Origin of the sequence: Xylanimonas sp. McL0601, from assembly GCF_049852175.1 — a bacterium.
Taxonomy (GTDB): Bacteria; Actinomycetota; Actinomycetes; order Actinomycetales; family Cellulomonadaceae; genus Xylanimonas.
In genome coordinates this window covers 417,944-437,816 of sequence record NZ_CP187527.1, presented here as the reverse complement: position 1 = coordinate 437,816, position 19,873 = coordinate 417,944, and the positions used below count along the sequence as shown (strand labels likewise).

The window sequence follows — 19,873 nt, the reverse complement described above, 5'->3', positions numbered from 1 at the left end:
CGCCAAGGCCACGTCGCGGTCAGGACCCCGACCTAGACTGCGGTCCATGCCCGAGACGGTTCCACCCAGCACGGCCGCGAGCCCCTCGGGCCCGCAGACGGCCGCGCTGCGGGCCGTGCTCTTCGACGACACGACGCCCGACGTCGACCTCGTCCGCATCGTCGACACCCCCGAGCGACGCGTCCGCCACCCCTCCGACGTCCTGGGGATGATCGCCTCCGCGCTGGGGATCGCCCTGGTGCTGGTGCTCTCCGTCGTCGCGCACGGCACGACCGAGGGCGTCACGCAGGACGTACGCGGGTTCGCGACGCTCCTGGCGCAGATCCTGATCGTGCCGGTCAACGTGCTCGAGGGCCTGGTCACGATCGTCCTGCCCGTCGCGGTGCTGGTCGAGCTCGGCGTGCGCCGGCTGGGCCGCCAGGTGGTCGAGTCGATCGCCGCGGCCGCGCTCGGCATGGTGCTGGGCGTCGTCACGCTCCTGCTCGTGCGGCACTTCGGGACCCCCGACTTCGTGCGCGGCCTGTCGGTGTTCTACGAAGGCCGGTGGCGGCTGACCATCCCCGCCTACGTGTCGGCGGTGACGGCGCTGCTCACCGTCGCGGGCCCGCGCACCCGACGTCGGACGGTGCGGTGGTCGTGGAACGTGCTGGTCATCGCACTGCTCGTCGTGCTCATCACCGGACGGATCTCCCTGCCGGGCGTGCTGCTGTCGCTGCTGCTGGGCCGCCTCGCGGGGCAGGCCGTCCAGTACCTGTCGGGCGTCCGGTCCGAGCGCGCGTACGGCCCGGCCCTGGTCCAGGCGGTGCGGCGCGCGGGCTTCCACCCGACGGCGCTGGTCCGGGTCCGCGACCTCGGCGCCGCCTCCGGTGTCGACGACCTCGCGCGCATCGAGGATGTCGTCGCCGTCACGCGCTCCTCCGACCCCGCCGCCGTCGCGCTCGCGCGAGCAGGAGCGGGCGACAACCGCGTCTACGCGATGCTCAACGACGACGGCGCGCGCTACGACGTCGTCGTGCTCGACGGCGACCGGCAGGTCGTCGGCCTGGTGACCCGGCTCTGGCGGGCGCTGCGCATGCGCGGGTTCGAGGGCCGTGCGGCGATCTCGCTCAAGGCCGTCGCCGAGCGCAACGCCCTCCTCTCCTACGCGGCGGCCGGTGCCGGCGTCCGCACGCCGCGTCTGCTGGGCATCGGCATGGCCGAGGACTCCGCGGCGCTCGTGCTCGAGCACGCCCGCCGTGCCGTCTCGCTGCGCGACCTGCCCGACTCCGAGCTCGAGGGCGAGCGCGGCGACGCCGTGCTCGCCGAGGCGTGGGAGCAGCTGCGACGTGCGCACGCCGCCGGGCTCACGCACCGCCAGATCACGGCCGACGTCCTGCTCGTCCACCGGGACGACGACGACTCGCCGCACGTGTGGGTCGCCGGGTGGGAGCAGGGCGAGATCGCGTCCTCCACGCTGTCGCGCCGCCTCGACCTCACTCAGCTCCTCGCGCTGCTCGCGCTGCGCGTGGGCGCGAGGAGAGCCGTCGCGTCGGCCGTGCGCGCGCTGCCCGACGCGGACATGAGCGCCATCGGCCCGCTGCTGCAGACCATCGCGCTGCCCACCGAGACCCGCATCGAGGTGCGGCGCGCGAAGGGGCTCATGGACGAGCTGCGCACCGCGCTCGTGGAGCGGCTGCCCGAGGCGAACGTGCAGCCCACGCGACTGACCCGGTTCGGCGCCCGCACGGTTCTGACGCTCGCCCTGACCATCGTCGCCGTCGCCGTCGTCGTCACCACCATCAACTTCGAGCAGATCCGCGACGCCGTCCTGGTGGCCAACCCGTGGTGGGTCGGGGCCTCGTTCGCGTTCGCGGGCATCACCTGGATCGGTGCGGCGCTGACGCTCGTGGCGTTCTCCCCCGGCCGCCTCTCGATCGTGCGGGCCACGCTCGCACAGATGGCCGGATCGTTCGTCGCCCTCGCGACGCCCGCCGGCATCGGGCCGGCCGCCCTCAACCTGCGGTTCCTCAGCCGCAAGGGCGTGTCGACGCCGATGGCGGTCGCGACCGTGGCGCTGGTCCAGGTCACGCAGTTCGTGGTCACGGTGCTGCTCCTGGTCGTGCTGTCCCTCACCACCGGGTCGGGCAGCCTCGTCGAGCTCCCGTCCACGGCGATCCTCATCGCCGTCGCGATCACCGCCGGCGTCGTCGTCGCGCTGCTGCTCGTGCCCGCGATCCGGCGCCTGGCGTGGGAGAAGGCCCGGCCGACGCTCGAGCAGGTGTGGCCGCGCCTGTCGCAGATGCTCGGCCGGCCCACCCGGCTCGCGCTCGGCCTGGGCGGCAACGTCATCATGACCATGGGCTACGTGCTCGCGTTCGACGCCTCGCTGCATGCCTTCGGGCAGTCGCTGCCCATCGTCGACGTCGCCGTGATCTACCTCGTGGGCAACACGCTCGGCGCCCTCATCCCGACCCCCGGCGGCGTCGGCGGCGTCGAGGGCGCGCTCATCGCCGGCCTCACCGCCGCAGGCGTCGCCCCCGGGATCGCGTTCTCGGTGACGATCCTGTACCGCGTGGTGTCGTACTGGGCCCGCGTGCCGATCGGCTGGGTCGCGATGCGCTACCTGGAGTCGAAGAACGACCTGTGACGCCTCACCCCCGCCGCGGCGGCGGCGCAAGAAGAAGACCCGCGGGGTAGAGAGCTCTCTACCCCGCGGGTCTTCTTCTACCTGACGGCAGGTCGGCGAATCACTCGCCGGCGACGGCCTTCTTCAGGACGGAACCCGCCGAGACCTTCACGCCGAAGCCGGCGGGGATCTGGATCTCCTCACCCGTGCGCGGGTTGCGGCCGGTGCGGGCGGCACGCTCGACGCGCTCGACCGCGAGGAGGCCCGTGATCTTCACGGCCTCGCCCTTGCTGAGCGACTCGACCAGCACCTCCTGGAACGCGTTGAGGGCGTCCTCGGCCTGAGCCTTGGTGAGCTCAGACTTGGCGGCGATCGCCGAGACGAGCTCGGACTTGTTGAGCGACATGCGATTCCCTTCTCCAGTTCACGCCGTGCGGCGGTTGCCTGCAGGCGTCACGTTCGAGCCTTCCGCGGCCTCTCGGCCGGGTGGCTGGGAACAGATTAGGGAACAGGGCCGGAAATCCGCGACTTCTCGCCGTTGTGTCTGGCTGGTGGTGCCGCATCACCTTGCGGCGCGTGTCGCCGTCTCGCCGCGCGAGCCGGGACGTCCCGGGTCACGATGGGCCAAGCCCAGGGCCTGCCGGGCCGAGCCGACGCGTGGAGGTGCACCCTGCGACGACCGCGATCGCGGGCCGCCCGCACCGCCGCCGCACTCGCGACGACGGTGCTCGCCGTCGTCGCCACGGCCGGGCGTGGGCCCGACGAGGCAGGCGTCGCAGCGGCGGCGCCATCGGTGTCGGAGCACTCTGCGAGCGCCGTCGGGCGCGACGTCGGCCCCGGGGACGGCGGTGGGCTGTCCCGCGCGGACGTCGCGTGGGCGCGGGCGCTGACCGGCGAGGCGGAGGCGTACGCGCGGGCTCGTGCGATGGCGGCCGCGCCCTCGGCGTCGCCGTCTGCGGGGGCTCCCCCGGCGCCGACGCCGTCCCCGACGCCGACACCTGGTCCCTCTTCGACGCCGTCGCCCCGGCCGTCGCCGACACCGAAGCCTGCCCCGCCTCGGTCTGCGCCGACTCCGGCTCCCGCACCGGCCCAGTCGCCGGCGCCCGCGCCGGCCCCGGCACCTGCGCCCCCGGCGCCGGCACCGGCTGCGCCCGCAGCTGCGGCCGACTACCGCGCGGCCGCGGAGGCGTTCCTCAAGACGCTGCCCGGCGGCGCCTCGGCCACCATCGAGTGGGGTGACCCGCAGGGGCACCTCGGCGGGGTGTGGATCCCCGGGTCGAGCACCATCATCCTCAACGCCGGCCGCCTCGACGGGCGCCTCGACCAGACCGAGGACGTGCTGCGGCACGAGATCGCGCACGTGCACCAGAACCGCGCGATGGCCGCTGCCGGGATGTCGCTCGCGGCGTACGAGGCGCGGCTGGACGCGCTCTTCGGCGGCGAGGGCATCGAGCGCTCCGCGGACGCCGTCGCGCTGCTGCTGGGCGCCCACTCGGTCCGGTACCGGAGCTCGTTCACGGCCGAGCAGTACGACGCGGCCCGGGCGATCCTGGAGAACCGCGTCCCCTGACCGACCCCCTGCTCTTCGACGTCGTCAGGGAGGGTTGTGACGGCGTCAGAGACGCGACGGGGCGGCGCGCGTCAGGACGTCAGGACTGGCCGGGCGGGCCGTACACGCGGGAGCCGCGCCGGCGGGTCCACGCCACCGTGGCGGCCACCGACGCCAGGACGGCGGCAGCGAAGACGATCCAGAGGCCCGAGGGGACATCGCCCGACTGTGCCGGGGTGTCCGCAGAGATCGGCACGGCCGACGGCTGGTGAATCGGCTGTGCCGTGTCAGCGCCAGTCGCGGCAGCCGACGGCGTCGGCGACGCGGCCTCGGTCGGCGACGGGCTCGGCTCGGGCGCGGCGAGGGTGAACGTGAACGTGCCCTCGACCGGGTGGCCGTCCGCCGAGACGACCCGCCAGGCCACCTGGTAGGTGTCGTTCGGGAACTGCGGCGGGGCAGGGACGCTGACGACCTTGCCGGCGACCTGGCCGGGCTGGGAGAAGTCCCCTCCCGTGCCATGCGGGGTGATCACGACCTGCGCCCCGGTGTCCAGCACCTCGTCGCTGAACGTCAGCGTGATGGCGGTCGGCACCGCGGCCACGGTCGAGCCGTCCGCGGGGTCGGAGGAGACGAGCCGGTCATGGGCGCTCGCCGGCGCGGCGACGCCGAGCAAGGCCAGACCCGCGGCGAGCACGGTGAGCAGCGAGATGCGGCGGGAGGTGGCGCCCACCCGCGAGCGCAGGGACGACATGCTGGCACCCTACGACCGGCCCGCGGCCCGGCGGACCGGTCGCGGGGACCGATGGTGTGAGATTGGCCCGGTCGCCGACGGGCATCGGCGGCTCGCTGCTCAGGTTCGCGACCGGGGCCGGGCGGCGCCAGGACGGCGACGACCTGCGGCGTCGGGCAGACTCGGGGCATGTCCATCAGCGAGTTCTGGTCCGTCTACTCCCACGGGTTCGCCCGTGTCGCGGCAGTGACGGTCCCTGTGCGCGTCGCCGACCCGGCGGCCAACGCAGCCCACGTCGTCGAGCAGGCCCGCGCGTGCCACGACGAAGGCGTGGCCGTCGCCGTCTTCCCGGAGCTGTGCCTGTCCGGGTACGCGATCGACGACCTGTTCCTGCAGGACCCGCTGCTCGAGGCGGTGCAGGACGCCCTGGCCGACGTCGTCGACGCCTCCGCCGAGCTGCGGCCCGTGCTCATCGTGGGCGCGCCGCTCGAGGCGGGCGGGCGGGTGCTCAACTGTGCCGTCGTCGTGCAGGGCGGGCGGATCCTCGGCGTCGCGCCGAAGTCGTACGTGCCCACGTATCGCGAGCTCTACGAGCGGCGCTGGTTCGCGCCTGGTGACGATCGGCGCGGCGCGACCCTGCGCCTGCTCGGCGAGGACGTGCCGTTCGGCCCGGACCTGATCTTCGAGGCGTCGGACGTCGCCGGGCTGCGGCTGCACGTCGAGGTGTGCGAGGACATGTGGGTGCCGGTGCCGCCGTCGGCGGAGGCCGCGCTGGCGGGGGCGACGGTGCTCGCGAACCTGTCGGGCTCGCCGATCACGGTGGCGCGGGCCGAGGACCGGCGGCTGCTGGTGCGCTCCGCCTCCGCACGGTGCCTCGCCGCGTACGTCTACGCGGCGGCCGGTCAGGGCGAGTCCTCGACCGACCTGTCCTGGGACGGGCAGACGATGGTCTACGAGTGCGGCGACCTGCTCGGCGAGACCGAGCGCTTCCCGGACGGGCCGCGGCGCACCGTCGTCGACGTCGACCTGGACCGGCTGCGGCAGGAGCGGCTGCGGCAGGGGACCTTCGACGACAACCGGCGCACGCTGGCCGCCCGGACCGCGGAGTTCCGCACGGTCCGGTTCGAGCTGCGGCCGCCGGCGGGCGACGTCGGGCTCAGGCGGAAGGTCGACCGCTTTCCGTTCGTCCCGGACGACCCCGAGCGGCTCGCGCTCGACTGCTACGAGGCCTACAACATCCAGGTCTCGGGGCTCGAGCAGCGGCTGACGTCGATCGGGACGCCCAAGGTCGTCATCGGCGTCTCGGGCGGCCTCGACTCGACGCACGCGCTCATCGTCGCGGCCAAGGCGATGGACCGGCTGGGGCGGCCGCGGTCGGACATCCTCGCCTACACGCTGCCCGGGTTCGCGACCGGGACGGAGACGAAGGACCGCGCGTGGCGCCTCGGGCGCTCCCTCGGGGTGAGCTTCGAGGAGATCGACATCCGGCCCGCGGCCACGCAGATGCTCACCGACCTGGGCCACCCGTACGGGCGCGGCGAGAAGGTGTACGACGTCACGTTCGAGAACGTCCAGGCCGGACTGCGCACCGACTACCTGTTCCGGCTGGCCAACCACCTCGGCGGCATCGTGCTGGGCACGGGCGACCTGTCGGAGCTGGCTCTGGGCTGGGCGACGTACGGCGTGGGCGACCAGATGTCGCACTACGTCATCAACTCCGGGGTGCCGAAGACGCTGATCCAGCACCTCATCCGGTGGGTGATCGCGTCTTCGCAGTTCAGCGACGAGACCAACATGGTGCTCGACGAGATCCTCGACCAGGAGATCTCCCCCGAGCTCGTCCCCGCGGGCGACGACGGCGTGCTGCAGTCGACGCAGGCGAAGATCGGGCCGTACGAGCTGCAGGACTTCACCCTGTTCTGGACGCTGCGGCACGGGCTGCGGCCGTCGAAGATCGCGTTCCTCCAGTGGCACGCGTGGCACTCCGCCGCGCTCGGCGAGTGGCCGCCCGGCTTCCCGCACGACGAGCGGTCGGAGTACGACCTCGCGACCATCCGGAGCTGGATGTCGCTGTTCTTCCGGCGCTTCTTCGCGAACCAGTTCAAGCGGTCGGCGATCCCGAACGGCCCGAAGGTCGCGGCGGGCGGCACGCTGTCGCCGCGCGGCGACTGGCGGATGCCCTCGGACGCGTCGGCGGCGGCGTGGCTGGCGGACCTGGAGAGGGTGCCGGAGGCCTGAGACCTCGAGTTCGAGCATCCGTCGGTTGTTCGAGCGCTCGGGTGCTCGAACACCCGACGAATGCTCGAACCTGTTGACTTTCCTCTCCGGAAAGTAGCATCCTTACTTTCCAAAGGGGAAAGTGAGGGGCACAACGATGAGGGGAACCGACATGAGCATCTCTCCCGAGGAAGCCCGCGCCGCGCTCGCCGCTGCCGACGCCGGGCACCGCGCCGTCGTCGACGAGGTCGGCGCGCCCGCCTGGTACTGGTGGGGCCTCGGCGTCGCCTGGGTCGGCTTCGGCGTCATCGCCGACCTCGACATCTTCTGGCTCACCATCGTGACCACGCTGGTCTTCGGTGCCGCGCACTCGCAGGCGTTCGTGTGGGTGGCGGGCGGCCGGCATCGCACGGGCCTCGTGAGCGTCCGTCGCTCGGTCGCCGGGGGCCGCACCATGCTGCACGTCTGGCTGATGCTCCTCGCGATGGTCGTAGTCGGGGTGGTGTTCGCCCTGCTCGTCGCGTACGACGGCGCCGCGCACCCGGCGATCATCGGGTCGGTGCTGCCGGCGGCGATCGTGGTCGCGGCCGGGCCGAGGCTGGTCCGCTGGTCGGCGCTGCGCGAGGCCGGGGCGCGGGCATGAGCGCGCTGCCCGCGGACGACGGACCCGAGGTCACGGCCGGCCCCGGCCGCCGGGCCGACGCCGTCGAGCCGCGGTTCGACGAGCTGATCCACCCCAGCACCCGCCTGCAGCTCGTGGCGGCGCTCGCTGCGGCGGACTGGGCCGAGTTCGCATTCCTGCGCGACCGGTTCGGGCTGTCGGACTCGGCGCTGTCCAAGCAGCTCAGCGCCCTGGAAGAGGCGGGCTACGTCACGACGGACCGCGTGCTCGACGGCGGCCGACGCCGCGTCCGCGCCCGGCTGACCGCTCAGGGCCGGCGGGCGTTCACGGCCCACATGGCGGCCCTGCGGGAGCTGGTTGCACCCCTCTGACCTGCGGTTTTCGAGCCTTTGCGCGGTGTTCGAGCGCTCGAGCGCTCGATGACCCGACGAATGCTCGAACGGGCCGAGGTGCCTCAGCCCCGGTACGCGCGCACGTGGGTGCGCAGCAGCGCGCGGACCGTCTCCTGCTCCGGCGCCGACAGCGCGCGCTTCGGGAACCAGATCAGTCCGGTGCCGACGCGGACGTAGAACGTGTCCGCCGTCTCGACGGCTCGACTGATCGCAACCCACCGAATCAGCAGGGTGCCCGACGGGCTTCTCTGCGCGACACCCTCGGCGTCGACCCGGACGGTGACCTGCTCCCGCCTGAGCGGCGAGCGCCAGGCGAGCGCGGCCGCCCACCACGGGTACAGGATCATCAACACCCCGAAGACGGCGACCGGCACCCCCATCTCGGCGGTGGAGCGGCCGTCCGCCGCCCGGACGAACAGCGCCGCGAAGACGCCGAAGGCCGTGAACGCCCAGCCGAGCACGGCGGCCACTCGCCCGCTGGCCAGTCGCCGATAGGCGTCGCGAAACTCCGCCCGGCTGGGCCACCACGTGGTCTCGACGGCGGTGGCGGGGGTCTCGATCATGCGCGGACCCTAGCGCCTTGCCACGCCCCTCACGGACCTGTCAGGCGCACAGGGTCCCCGGGGCCTCCGTGGACCTGACAGGTCGGGGCGGTGGCGTGAAGCGCGGCGTGGCACCCCGGAGCCACGTTGCGCGGCACACCAGGAGGACGCGGGCTACAGCGTCCACGGCTAGCGTCGGGAACATGGTGCCTCCGACCGGCGGGCCGCCCGGCCTGCGCCGGGGGCGGCTCGCGTCCCCGCCTGGAGCCAGCGCGCCCGGAACCGGCACATCCGAAGCAGGTACGCGCGAGCCTGGCACTGCCGATGTCCAACGGCACGAGCCCGGCACCGCAGCGCTCCGCGCGGCCCACGGACCGCCCTTGGCCGGCCCCCCGTCCGGCGCCGCCGCCTTCCACGTCGGCCGCCTCACCCAGCTGCGCCCTCGGCTGTGGATCGCCTTCTTCGTCGCGCTGGTCAGCGTCGTCGGCACGTTCGGTGCGCAGCACGCGCAGCCCGTCGCCCGCCCGGTCGACGCCGGGGCGATCGTGCTCGAGCTCGTGACGCCCGCCGCGCTGGTGCTGCTGCTGCCGAGGTGGCCCCGGGCGGCGGTGCTCGTGAGCGTGGCCGCGACGGGCGTCTACGTCGCGAGCGGCTACCCGTGGGGCCCGGTCCTCGGCGCCGCCGTGCTCCTGCTCGCGCTGGTCCTGCTCACCGGGCCGGCACGGCAGGCGCGGGTCGTAGCCTCCGGCGGCGCGGTGCTGCTCGTCGGCACCGTCGTCGCGGCGAGCACCGCGAGGCCCGACACGCCGTCCCTCGCCGGGTTCGTCGGTGCTGCCGCGTGGGTCGCCGTCGTGCTGCTCGTGGCGAACGGCCTGCGTGAACGCGCGGCCCGCCTCGCCGAGGCGCGCGCCGTCGCCGCGCGCAGCCTTGCGGAGCGCCAGACCACGGCCGTCGCCGCCGAGCGTCTGCGCATCGCCCGCGAGCTGCACGACGTCCTCGCCCACTCGCTGTCCGCCATCAGCGTCCAGGCCGGCGTCGGCCTCCACCTGATCGACCGCGACCCCGAGCAGGCGCGCCGCGCCCTGACGAACATCCGCACCACCAGCATCGACGCGCTCGACGAGGTGCGCGGCGTGCTCGGCATCCTCCGCGCCGGGTCCGACGACGCCGCGCCGCTCGCCCCGACGTGGACCGTCGCCGCGCTGCCGCGGCTGGTCACGCTCGCCGGGACGGAGCGGCTGACGGCCACGCTCGACGTCGATCCGCAGGCCGGCGACCTTCCCGACCAGCTCTCCGGCGTGGTCTACCGCGTGGTCCAGGAGGCGCTCACCAACGTGCGCCGGCACGCGCCCGACGCGACGCGTGTCGACGTCCGCGTGCGGGTGGCGGGCGAGGGCGCGGCGCGCGGCGTGACGGTCACGGTGGACGACGACGGCGCCGCGCCGCGCGCGGACCCAGACCCGGACCCGGACCCGGGCGACCTGTCAGGGCCAGGAGGCGCCCGGCCGCACCGTGGTCCTGACAAGCACGGTGGTCCTGACAAGTCAGCGGGCGCCGAGCCTCGACACGGGTACGGCCTCCTCGGTATGCGCGAGCGCGTCGAGGGGGCGGGCGGCACCCTCGACGCGGGACCCACCGCCGCCGGCTGGCGTGTGCACGCCCGCGCCCCCTGGCCTGCGCCGGCGCCCGCGCCTGCGCCCACGCCCGCCTCCGCGCCCGCGCCCGCCTCCGCGCCCGCACCTGGGTCGGAACCGGAACCCACGTCCGCGCCCGCCCCCGCCCCCGCCGCAGGCCCCCCGCCCACCCCGGAGGAGCACGCGTGATCACCGTCCTGCTCGCCGACGACCAGGCGCTCGTCCGCGGCGGCTTCCGCGCGCTGCTCGACGCGGAGAACGACGTGCGCGTCGTCGCCGAAGCCGCGACCGGCGACGACGCGGTGCGGCTCGCGCTCGAGCACCTGCCCGACGTCGTGCTCATGGACATCCGCATGCCCGGCCTGGACGGGCTCGAGGCGACGCGCCGCATCGCGAGGAACCCGCGCGCCGGCGGCGTGCACGTCGTCGTCGTGACGACGTTCGAGCTCGACGAGTACGTGGCGGAGGCGATCCGGAGCGGGGCGTCGGGCTTTCTCGTGAAGGACACCGAGCCCGCCGACCTGATCCGCGCGGTGCGCGTCGCGGCAGGGGGCGACGCGCTGCTCTCCCCGACGGTGACGCGGCGGCTGCTCGAGCGCGTTGCGACGGCGACCCGCCCCGTCGCCGAGCCGGCCGCCCTGGCGGAGCTCACGCCCCGCGAGCGCGAGGTCCTGGTCGAGGTCGCCCGCGGCCTCTCCAACGAGGAGATCGCGGGGGCGCTCTACCTCAGCGAGTCCACGGTCAAGACGCACGTCTCCCGGGTCCTGACCAAGCTGGACGCTCGCGACCGCGCCCAGCTGGTGGTGCTCGCCTACGAGGCGGGCCTGGTCCGCCCGGGCTGGTCCGCGTGACGGTGGCACCGCTGGGGTACTGAGCTCGGTACCGCAGGCCGACGACGGCGGCGCGCGCGGTCGGCAGGCTGGTCACTGCGGCCGGAGGTCGGTCGCGAGACCGGCGATCCCGGCCTGCACCCGAGGAGGTCCCTCATGCTCCCGACCCTCGCCGGCACCGTCGTCTCCCACCCTGTCTTCGCCTACGGCGGCGGCTTCGGCTGGTGGTTCGTGTTCCCGCTGCTGTGGTTCGCGCTGATCCTCACCGCGATCATCCTGTTCGCCCGCGCCCGCCGTCGGGCGTGGGCCGACGGCGCCCCCTGGGCCCGCAGCACGAGCCCGGACCCGGTCGCGATCCTGGGCGAGCGCTACGCCCGCGGCGAGATCGACGAGGCGGAGTACCGCACCCGCCTGGCGGTGCTCCGTCCGACCCAGCCGGGCGCCTGACGCCCCGCGTAACCCCCGTTGCGGGTCAGCTGCCCGTGAGGAACGCGTGCATCAGGGGGCCGCTCGTCGTCGAGCCCCGGTCGCCGACCTCGACGAAGACCGCCACCGCCAGGTCGCCTGCGATCGCGATCATCCAGGTGTGCTGCTGCGACCCGTCCGCGCCGAACTGGGCGGTGCCCGTCTTGGCGCCGACGATGCCGGGCACGTCCTGCAGCAGCGTCGCGCTGCCGTTCTCGACGACGCCGCCCATGAGGGCGCGCAGCGTCGCGGCCTCGTCGGCGGTGAGCTTGGACGCCGGAACGTCCTTGGCCGCGGGGGCGGTGGCCGGCCGCACCAGCACCGGGTCGACTCGCTTGCCGGCCGCGACGCTCGCGGCGACGCGCGCCATCGTGAAGGGCGACGCCTCGACGCGGTCCTGACCGATCAGCGTCGCGGCGTGCTGTGCGGGCGTCGCGTCGCTGGGCAGCGTGCCGTAGAACGCCGGCGCGCCCAGGGGCGTCTGGACGCCGAGGCCCAGGTCGGCGGCCGCGGCGACCAGGTCGTCCTGCGCGACGACGTCGTGCTGGCTGATCATCGCGGTGTTGCACGAGTGCGCGATCGCCGTGCGCAGCGGGATGTCCCCCAGCGAGCCCGCCGGGTACTCCGGGACGTTCTGGAACTGCCGCCCGTTGACGGTGATCGTCGGCGTGCACGGGATCTTGCTGTCCGGGGTGACGCCCTTGCGGCCCAGCGCCAGCGCGTCCACGACCTTGAACGTCGACCCGGGGGCGTACTTGCCCAGCAGGGCGGTGTCGAGGCCGTTGCTGCCCGGGCCCGACGCCGCCGCGAGCACCTCGCCCGTCGAGGGCCGGATCGCGACGATCGCGCTCCCGGGCTCGACGCCCGACAGGATCTGCTCGGCGCGCTCCTGGAGACCGACGTCGAACGTCGTCTGCAGCGGCGTCCCGTTGACGGCCTCCTTCGTGAACAGCTCGCGCGGCTCGCCCGAGCCGGCATCGGGCTTCGCCGCCGTGACGACGACGCCGGGCGACCCCGCCAGCTGCTCGTCGTACTGCTTCTGCAGCCCCGAGAGCCCGGTGGTGTCGCCCTTCTTCACGCGGCCCTTCGACTGCTCGATGATCTCGGCGGTCGCGTCTCCGGCGCGGCCGAGGATCGGCCGCGCGAACGTCGGCGTCGGCGCCAGGGCCGCCTTGCCTGCGATCACCCCGACGCCCGGGATGAGGCGCGCGCCCTCGACGTCGACGTCGGACCCCTCGGCCCGGACCGTCACGAGCTCGACGAACGCCTTGGGCCCGGTGGCGAGCACGCGCTGGGCGTACGCGTCGGGGTCGACGACGACGCCCCCGTCCGCGACGAGCGCGGCGAGCGCCCGCGCCGACGACTCCCACTCCGTCGACGCGACGTGCGTCTTGTCGATGCCCACCCGCCACACGTCGCGCGTGGTGACGAGCGGCTCGCCCGTGCCGTCGAGGATGTCCGCCCGCTGCGGCTGGACCGTCTTCACGGTGACCCGTTCCCCGAGCCCCAGGTCGGGCACGAGGATCGACGGCGTCCAGGCGGTCGACCACTTCCCGGGCGCGTCGGAGCCCTTCGGCGGGTCGGTGAAGGTCAGCTCCGCCCGTGTCAGGTAGGTCCAGTCGGCGCCGGCGCCCAGGTCCCAGGACCACGTGAGCGTCGCCGTGGCGCGGCGGCCGGCGTCGTCGCCGTCCTCGACCGTGGCGACCTTGGCGAGCGAGACGTCGGGCTTCTCGGCGGCGGTCGCGGTCAGCAGCGGTTCGAGGATCTCGGTGAGCTGGGTCTGCGGGTCTCCGGAAGTTTCCTGCGTCAGCGTGACGCCGGCGAGCGAGCCCGCCTGGATCGCGCCGACCAGGGCCTTGGCCGTCGTGCCGGGGTCGGGGACGTCCGTCCCGGTGCACGCGGCGAGCGGCAGCGAGAGGGCGGCGGTGAGCAGCAGCGCGACGATGCGCCGGGGCGAGGTGGTGCGGGGCTGGTTACGCACCCGAGGCAGGCTAGCGGAACGGCGCGGCGCCGGGTTGCAACCCGGCGCCGCGCCGTCAGGGGCGCTCGGCAGCGCGTGCGCCCGTCCGTGGGGAGCTCGTCAGTGCGAGGGCACCGCCTTGACGACCGGCTCCCACTCGTCGCGCACGAGGGGCGCCGTGTCCTCGTCGACGCGTCCCGCCCAGCCGCGTACCTCGACGATCGTCTCGTCCAGCAGCGTCCGCAGCCGGGCGTCGACGTCGGGCACGAACGCCTCGCTGATGCCCTGGACCGCCGTCGAGACGACGGACGGCGCGGCGTCGCGCACGAACCGCTTGGGCTTCACGTGCGTGCCGGCGCAGAACTTCTGCGCCCACTCGGCCGTGCGCGGCACGGACGCGAGCGCGTCCGCACTGGCAGGCTCGAGCGTGCCCTCGGGCCGGTCCTCGAGCATGTCGAGCATGCGCTCGGAGCCGATGATCGCGACGGCGAGGGTCTGCTGCCGGTCGGCCGGTGCGATCGCGAGGGCCGTGCGGGCGGCGCGCAGCGCGATCCGCACGTCCCAGCGCGGGTCGTCGCTCGTCAGGCCGATGACCGACGGGATGAGGGGCGCGAGCTGGGGCCGCGCCTCGTCGGACGTCAGGTCGTTGACCGCGCGCGCAAGCATCGCGACCAGCGGGTGCGTGCACTGCGGGTGGTCGCTCCATCGCTCGCCGGCGAGGAACGAGGCGAGCTCCATGAAGCACGCACCCTTCTTCGGGTTGCGGTGCTTCCCCCGCCCCAGCATCGGAAGAGCGTCGAACGACGACGTCAAGCTCTGGGTTCCAACCACCGTTCCACCCCCGCGTCGGGTTCCGGATTCAGGGCCTTGCGTGCCCGGAGGATCTTGGTCCGAACACCGGGCTGGCTTCCAGTGTGCGCGCGGTGTGACGAACATCGCAACGAGAGGGGCTCCTTCACCCGGTCCAGCCATGCCGCTGACCATCAAGTGAGATATGTCGTCCCGCCTTGTCGGACCCTGGTGGCACCATCGAGGGGTGCGCCGCTCCACGACAGTGCCGTTGATCGCCCGCGAGGCCGAGGTCGCGACGTTCCGCCGCGCGCTGGCGGCAGCCGCAGGCGGCCGCCCGGGCGTGCTCCTTGTCGGCGGGGACGCCGGCGTGGGCAAGACCCGCCTGGTCACGCACCTGGCCCAGCTCGCGGAGCGGACGGGCGCGCGCGTCGTCGTCACGCACTGCGTCGACCTGGGTGAGGTCGGCATCCCGTACCTGCCGTTCTCCGAGGCGCTGACCCTGCTGCGCGAGGCCGGCGGGCCGGTGGACACCGCGATCCGCGAGCGCCCCGCCCTGTCCCGCCTGCTCGACCCGGGCTCGACGGCGTCCGCGGGCGGGGACGACGTCGCCGAGCGCCTACAGCTGTTCGACGGCATCGCCTGCTGCCTCGCCGCGTCCGGCGCCCCGGGAGCCCCCCTCGTCCTGGTGCTCGAGGACCTCCACTGGGCGGAGCCGTCGACACGGGACGTGCTGCGGTTCCTCGTCACGCGGCTGCGCGCCGAGAACCTGCTCGTCGTCGGGACCTACCGCGCCGACGACCTCGACCGCCGCCACCCGCTGCGGCCCCTGCTGGCCGAGCTGTACCGGTCCTCCGCCGTCGAGCGCGTGGACGTGGAACCGTTCACCGCCGACGAGCTGCGGGCGTTCACCACCGCGCTCGCCGACTCCCCGCTGCCCGACGCCGAGTTCGAGCAGGTGCTGGGCCGGTCCGAGGGCAACGCGTTCTTCGCCGAGGAGCTGCTGCGGTCGGACACGCCGTCCGCCGGCCTGCCCTGGTCGCTGTCCGACGTGCTGCACGCGCGGATGCAGCGGCTCGAGCCCGCCGTGCAGGAGGTCACGCGCGTCGCGTCCGTCGCCGGCCGGACGGTGCGCGAGGACCTCCTGCGGGCCGCGGCCGCGCGCACCCGCGCCCTCGCCGACCCGGCGGTGCTCGACGCCGCCCTGCGCGACGCCGTCGCGCTGCAGGTGCTCGAGGTCGAGGGCGAGCACCTCGCGTTCCGGCACGCCCTGCTGGCCGAAGCCCTGTACCTGGACCTGCTGCCGGGCGAGCAGGCCTCGCTCCACCGCGCCTACCTCGCCGCGCTCACCGACGACCCGAGCCTCGGCAAGCCCGCCCAGCGCGCGCACCACGCGCTGCACGGGCACGACCTCCCGACGGCGCTCGCAGCGTCGCACGAGGCGGCCGACCGGGCCGCGCAGCTCCTGGCCCCGGACGAGGAGCTGCGGCACCGCGAGCAGGTGCTGTCCCTGTGGGAGTCCGTGCCCGATGCCGAGGCCCTGGTCGGCGTGGACCGGGTGGCCGTGGTGCTCGACGCGTCCGACGCCGCGTCCCGGGCGGGGCTCTTCCCGCGCGCCGAGCAGCTCGCACGGCGGGCCGTCGACGCGCTCGCGGCCGACCCGCACCGGCAGGCGATGGCGCGAGACATGCTCGCGGGGCACCTGCTCGACCTCGAGAACATCGACGGCGCCCTCGAGCAGGTGGAGCTCGCCGTCGCGCAGCTCACCGCCGAGCGCGACGGCCCCACCGCGGCCCTGGCCTGGGCGAGGGCGCGTCATGCGCGCGCGCTCATCAACCTCGACCGCGACGCCGAGGCCGCAGAAGCCGCGACGTCCGCCGTCGAGGTGGCGCGCGCCGCGAACGCACCCGGGGCCGAGGCCGACGCGCTCACGACGCTCGCGGTCCTCGAGGTCGACGACCCGGCCCACGCCGCCGACCTGCTCGTCACGGCCCGGCGCCGGGCGGCCGAGGCGGGCGAGCTGCTGGTGGAGCTGCGCACCACCCACAACCTCACGACGACGTACTACTACGCGGGTGACCTCGACACCGCCGCCGCCGTGGTCGCCGAGGGCGTGCACCGCGCCGAGTCGACCGGACTGGGCTGGAGCGCCGCGGGCATCCAGCTGCACCTGCTCAGCGAGCTGATCACCTACGTCAGGGGGGACCTCGCCGCCCGTCCGACGCCGCCCGGCACGCCGGCACAGGCCGTACCGTTCCTGACGTCGGTGCAGCAGTACGCCGCGGTCGCACGCGGCGATGAGTCGGCCATCGCGCGCAGCGAGGCCCTGCGCGGCGTATGGGAGCGCGACGGCCAGATCGCGCTGTACGCGGGCGGCACCGAGGTCGACGCCCTGACCTGGGCGGGCCGGCACGCCGAGGCGGTCGCGGTCGCCGTCGAGCTCGCCGAGTTCCTCGGCAAGGTGTGGTCCGAGTACTTCCTCGGCCGCATCTGGATCAGCGCGCTCGCCGTCGCCGCGCTCGCCGACGCCGCCGAGCTCGCCACGCCCGGGGCGAGCCTCCAGGAGGTCGCCGCCACCCGTGCCGAGCTCCTCGCCGCCGGCGACACGCTCGCCGAGGTCGCGCACACCACCGCCGTCCGCGGCCGCCCGCGCGGCGGCCAGCTCGGCCCCGAGGGCCGCGCGTGGCTGCTGCGGGTCGACGCCGAGCACGCGCGCCTGCGCGCCGCGGCGTCCGGGACGCCGGCCGACCCCGCCCTGTGGGAGGCAGCGCTGCGCGAGCTCTCCTACGGGTACCGCTACGAGACCGCCCGCATCCGCTGGCGGTGGGCCCAGGCGCTCCACGCCGCGGGCGACGCCACCGCGGCGGCCGCCGAGAGCGCGACGGCGCTCGCCGAGGCCGAGGCCATGGGTGCGGCGCCGCTCGCGGGGGCGCTGCGGGAGTGGGCGCGCCGCGCCCGCGTGCCGCTGCCGGGCGGGGCCCGCCGCCTTCCCGAGGCCGCGTCCCTCACCGACCGCGAGGAGGAGGTCCTCACGCTCGTCGCCGAGGGGCTCTCCAACCGGCAGATCGGCGAGCGGCTCTACATCAGCACCAAGACCGTCAGCGTCCACGTGTCCAACGTGCTGGCCAAGCTCGGCGTCTCCGGCCGGGCCGAGGCCGTCGACGTCGCCCACCGGCGCGGGCTCCTCCAGGTGTGAGGCAGCCGCAGCCGGTTGGCGCGCGATGATCGCCGACAGTGGATCGGCACGCTGAGTTGCCTCATCCTGGGGCGATGGCTCCGGACGCGCAGGTTGCTCAGCAACCCCGCCTCGGCCTCATGCACGCCGATGACGAGTTCGACCGCATCGCCCGCCTCGTCCGCCGCCAGCTCGACGTCGCGATCGCGACCGTGGCCCTGCTCGCCCCCGACGGCATCGTGCTCCCGGGCGCGCTCGGCATGCCCGAGCCCTACCAGACCAGCCGCCGCGTCGCGCTCGACGAGTCCATCACCCGCAAGGTCATCGAGTCCGGCGCCCCGATCGTGCTCGAGGACGTCACCGCCGACCCCCGTGCCGCCGGCGTCTGCGCGCTGTTCGGCGCCGGGAACGGCTCCGTGGTCGCCCTTCCCGTGCACTCCGGCGAGGAACGCCCCGTCGGCGCCCTCGTCGCCATCGACGTCGCCCCGCGCGTCTGGACCACGGCCGACCTCGCCACGCTCGCCGACCTCGCGGCGTCCTGCAGCGGCGAGATCCGGCTGCGCACCGAGCGCGAGCGCGCCCGGCAGGCCGAGCGGACCGCGCGCCGGGAACAGCGGCGCTCACAGCTGCTGCTCGGCATGTCGGAGGCGTTCGCCGGTGCGACGACGGCCGTGCAGGTCGAGCAGGCGATCCGCGGCATCGTGGCCCGGGGCATGGGGGCGTCGGCGAGCTACCTCGCGCTCGTGGACCCCGACCGGCGCGGCGTCACGTTCGTGACCGCGGGTCCCGACCGCGCACCCACCGGCCGTCAGGCCCGCTCGCCGCGACGCGCCCGGATCGAGGACGCGCTGCCGGTGTGCGAGGTCGCCCGCACCGGCAAGCCGCAGTTCTTCTCCGGCGGCCCCGAGATGGTCGCGCTGTACCCCCGGCTCGCCGGCCTCCTCGACGACGACGGGGCGTGCTCGCTCCTTCCGGTGCACGCCGAGGGCCGGGTGGTCGCCGTCGTGTGCACGCGATGGGCGGAGCAGCGCGCGCACGACCCGGACACCGAGTCGCTCGCGACGACGCTCGCCCCGTACGTCGCGCACGCGCTCGACCGCATCGCCCTCCTCGAGGCCCGCCGCCAGGTCTCGACGACGCTGCAGGCGGCGCTGCTCACCGCGCCGCCCGCGGTCGCGAACCTCGACATCGCCACGACCTACGAGCCCGCGACCCGCACGGACCAGGTGGGTGGTGACTGGTACGACGTCGTCGCCGTCGACGACGACACGACCCTCCTGATGATCGGCGACGTCACCGGGCACGACATGCAGGCGGCGGCGCAGATGGGCCAGCTGCGCTCCATGCTGCGCGCCCTCGCGTGGAGCCACGACGAGACGCCCTCGATCCTGCTGACCCTGCTCGACCGCGCGAACCACCAGCTCGGCCCGCGTGCCGGGGCGACCGCCGTCGTCGTGCGCCTGGAGCGGCTGCCCATGGTGGGCGAGCACGGGCACAAGCCCGGGACATACGCCGTGACCTGGTCGAACGCGGGGCACCCACCACCCCTCGTGCTGCGTCAGAACGGCTCGGTCGAGGTGCTGGACCCGCGGTCGGACCTGCTGCTCGGCGTGCTGCCCGGCAGCGAGCGGGCCGACCACGCCACGATGCTCCTGCCCGGCGAGACCCTGCTGCTGTACACCGACGGGCTGGTCGAGCGCCGCGGGGAGCTGCTCGCCGACCGCATCGCGCTGCTCGCCGAGACGTTCGGGCGCACGGCCGCCGCAGCGACGTCGACCCTGCCGGCCGCGCTCGTGCGCGCGCTCGTGGCCGCACCGCAGGGCGACGACGTCGCCGTGCTCGCCGTGCGGGCACGCGAGGCCGCACCGACGCCCACCCTGGCCGCCGGGCTGCCGGACGCGACGACCTCGGACGGCACGGACGCCGCGCCCACCGCACTGGTGCGGGCCGAACGCCGGCTCGCCGACTCGCTCGCCGACCTGGGGCCTGCGCGCCGCTGGATCGACGACATCCTCGAGACCTCGGGCGTCGCGCAGCGCGAGCGGCGCACCGCGATGCTGCTGTCGAGCGAGCTGCTCACCAACGCGCTCGAGCACGGCGGCGGCCCCGTGACGGCGACCGTCGAGATCGAGGTCGCGACGTCGCGCGTCCGGGTCGGCGTGCGGGACGCGTCCACCGAGCGGCCGCAGATGCGCAACCCCGAACCACACGAGCTGTCCGGGCGCGGCGTGCAGTTCCTCGACCGGCTCTCGGCGCGGTGGGGCGTGGTGGACCACGACGGCACGGAGGTCGTGGGACGGCACGGGCAGGACGTCGCGGGCAAGACGGTCTGGTTCGAGCTGCGACCCTCCTGACCTGGGCGT

Annotated in this window: 15 protein-coding genes; 10 read left to right on the top strand and 5 right to left on the bottom strand. The window is 74.7% G+C overall.

The window, feature by feature from the left end; translation table 11 throughout:
- Positions 1–46 precede the first annotated feature (46 nt).
- Positions 47–2,626, top strand: a complete 2,580-nt coding sequence (locus ACO4JP_RS01990) for a flippase-like domain-containing protein (RefSeq protein ID WP_425955728.1) — start codon at positions 47–49, stop codon at positions 2,624–2,626.
- A gap of 100 nt (positions 2,627–2,726) precedes the next feature.
- Here the strand turns inward: ACO4JP_RS01990 and ACO4JP_RS01985 are convergent, their stop codons facing one another.
- Positions 2,727–3,011: an HU family DNA-binding protein gene (locus tag ACO4JP_RS01985; RefSeq protein ID WP_129205062.1), complete on the bottom strand. Its 285-nt coding sequence runs from the start codon at positions 3,009–3,011 to the stop codon at positions 2,727–2,729.
- Positions 3,012–3,224: 213 nt separating this feature from the next.
- Here ACO4JP_RS01985 and ACO4JP_RS01980 point away from each other — a divergent pair, with 213 nt between their 5' ends.
- Positions 3,225–4,175, top strand: a complete 951-nt coding sequence (locus ACO4JP_RS01980; protein ID WP_425955727.1) for a hypothetical protein — start codon at positions 3,225–3,227, stop codon at positions 4,173–4,175.
- A 79-nt stretch (positions 4,176–4,254) separates the two neighbouring features.
- On the opposite strand, the gene ACO4JP_RS01975 is transcribed toward ACO4JP_RS01980, so the two are convergent.
- The gene (locus ACO4JP_RS01975; RefSeq protein WP_425955726.1) at positions 4,255–4,905 is read right to left on the bottom strand and encodes a copper resistance CopC family protein; all 651 of its coding nucleotides are present in this window, start codon (positions 4,903–4,905) and stop codon (positions 4,255–4,257) included.
- 168 nt (positions 4,906–5,073) lie between these two features.
- On the opposite strand from ACO4JP_RS01975, the gene ACO4JP_RS01970 reads away from it, so the two are divergent.
- The 3 genes from ACO4JP_RS01970 (at position 5,074) to ACO4JP_RS01960 (ending at position 8,094) form a co-directional block, all read left to right on the top strand.
- A complete protein-coding gene (locus ACO4JP_RS01970; protein ID WP_425955725.1) occupies positions 5,074–7,122 on the top strand; it encodes an NAD(+) synthase in 2,049 nt (682 codons plus the stop codon).
- 151 nt (positions 7,123–7,273) lie between these two features.
- Complete coding sequence (locus tag ACO4JP_RS01965; protein ID WP_425955724.1) at positions 7,274–7,744, top strand: hypothetical protein; 471 nt, start codon at positions 7,274–7,276, stop codon at positions 7,742–7,744.
- Complete coding sequence (locus ACO4JP_RS01960; RefSeq protein ID WP_425955723.1) at positions 7,741–8,094, top strand: transcriptional regulator; 354 nt, start codon at positions 7,741–7,743, stop codon at positions 8,092–8,094. The genes ACO4JP_RS01965 and ACO4JP_RS01960 overlap by 4 nt, the downstream gene beginning before the upstream one ends.
- 83 nt (positions 8,095–8,177) lie before the next feature.
- Here the strand turns inward: ACO4JP_RS01960 and ACO4JP_RS01955 are convergent, their stop codons facing one another.
- Positions 8,178–8,678 carry a YcxB family protein gene (locus tag ACO4JP_RS01955; RefSeq protein ID WP_425955722.1) on the bottom strand — a complete coding sequence of 167 codons (501 nt, stop codon included), beginning with the start codon at positions 8,676–8,678 and terminating at the stop codon, positions 8,178–8,180.
- 359 nt (positions 8,679–9,037) lie between these two features.
- On the opposite strand from ACO4JP_RS01955, the gene ACO4JP_RS01950 reads away from it, so the two are divergent.
- The 3 genes from ACO4JP_RS01950 to ACO4JP_RS01940 all read left to right on the top strand — a co-directional run bounded on the left by ACO4JP_RS01950 (position 9,038) and on the right by ACO4JP_RS01940 (position 11,568).
- Positions 9,038–10,480, top strand: coding sequence for a sensor histidine kinase (locus tag ACO4JP_RS01950; RefSeq protein ID WP_425955721.1), 1,443 nt, complete (start codon positions 9,038–9,040; stop codon positions 10,478–10,480).
- Positions 10,477–11,142 carry a response regulator gene (locus ACO4JP_RS01945; protein WP_425955720.1) on the top strand — a complete coding sequence of 222 codons (666 nt, stop codon included), beginning with the start codon at positions 10,477–10,479 and terminating at the stop codon, positions 11,140–11,142. Before ACO4JP_RS01950 ends, ACO4JP_RS01945 begins: the two co-directional genes overlap by 4 nt.
- A 135-nt stretch (positions 11,143–11,277) precedes the next feature.
- A complete protein-coding gene (locus tag ACO4JP_RS01940; RefSeq protein ID WP_425955719.1) occupies positions 11,278–11,568 on the top strand; it encodes an SHOCT domain-containing protein in 291 nt (96 codons plus the stop codon).
- Positions 11,569–11,593: 25 nt separating this feature from the next.
- Here the strand turns inward: ACO4JP_RS01940 and ACO4JP_RS01935 are convergent, their stop codons facing one another.
- Both ACO4JP_RS01935 and ACO4JP_RS01930 read right to left on the bottom strand, forming a co-directional pair.
- On the bottom strand, positions 11,594–13,567 hold the full coding sequence (locus ACO4JP_RS01935) for a penicillin-binding transpeptidase domain-containing protein (protein ID WP_425955718.1): 1,974 nt from the start codon (positions 13,565–13,567) through the stop codon (positions 11,594–11,596).
- A gap of 99 nt (positions 13,568–13,666) precedes the next feature.
- Positions 13,667–14,332: a hypothetical protein gene (locus ACO4JP_RS01930; RefSeq protein ID WP_425955717.1), complete on the bottom strand. Its 666-nt coding sequence runs from the start codon at positions 14,330–14,332 to the stop codon at positions 13,667–13,669.
- Between the two features lie 250 nt (positions 14,333–14,582).
- On the opposite strand from ACO4JP_RS01930, the gene ACO4JP_RS01925 reads away from it, so the two are divergent.
- Both ACO4JP_RS01925 and ACO4JP_RS01920 read left to right on the top strand, forming a co-directional pair.
- A complete protein-coding gene (locus tag ACO4JP_RS01925; protein WP_425955716.1) occupies positions 14,583–17,531 on the top strand; it encodes a helix-turn-helix transcriptional regulator in 2,949 nt (982 codons plus the stop codon).
- A gap of 74 nt (positions 17,532–17,605) precedes the next feature.
- Positions 17,606–19,864, top strand: a complete 2,259-nt coding sequence (locus ACO4JP_RS01920) for a SpoIIE family protein phosphatase (RefSeq protein WP_425955715.1) — start codon at positions 17,606–17,608, stop codon at positions 19,862–19,864.
- Positions 19,865–19,873 lie beyond the last annotated feature (9 nt).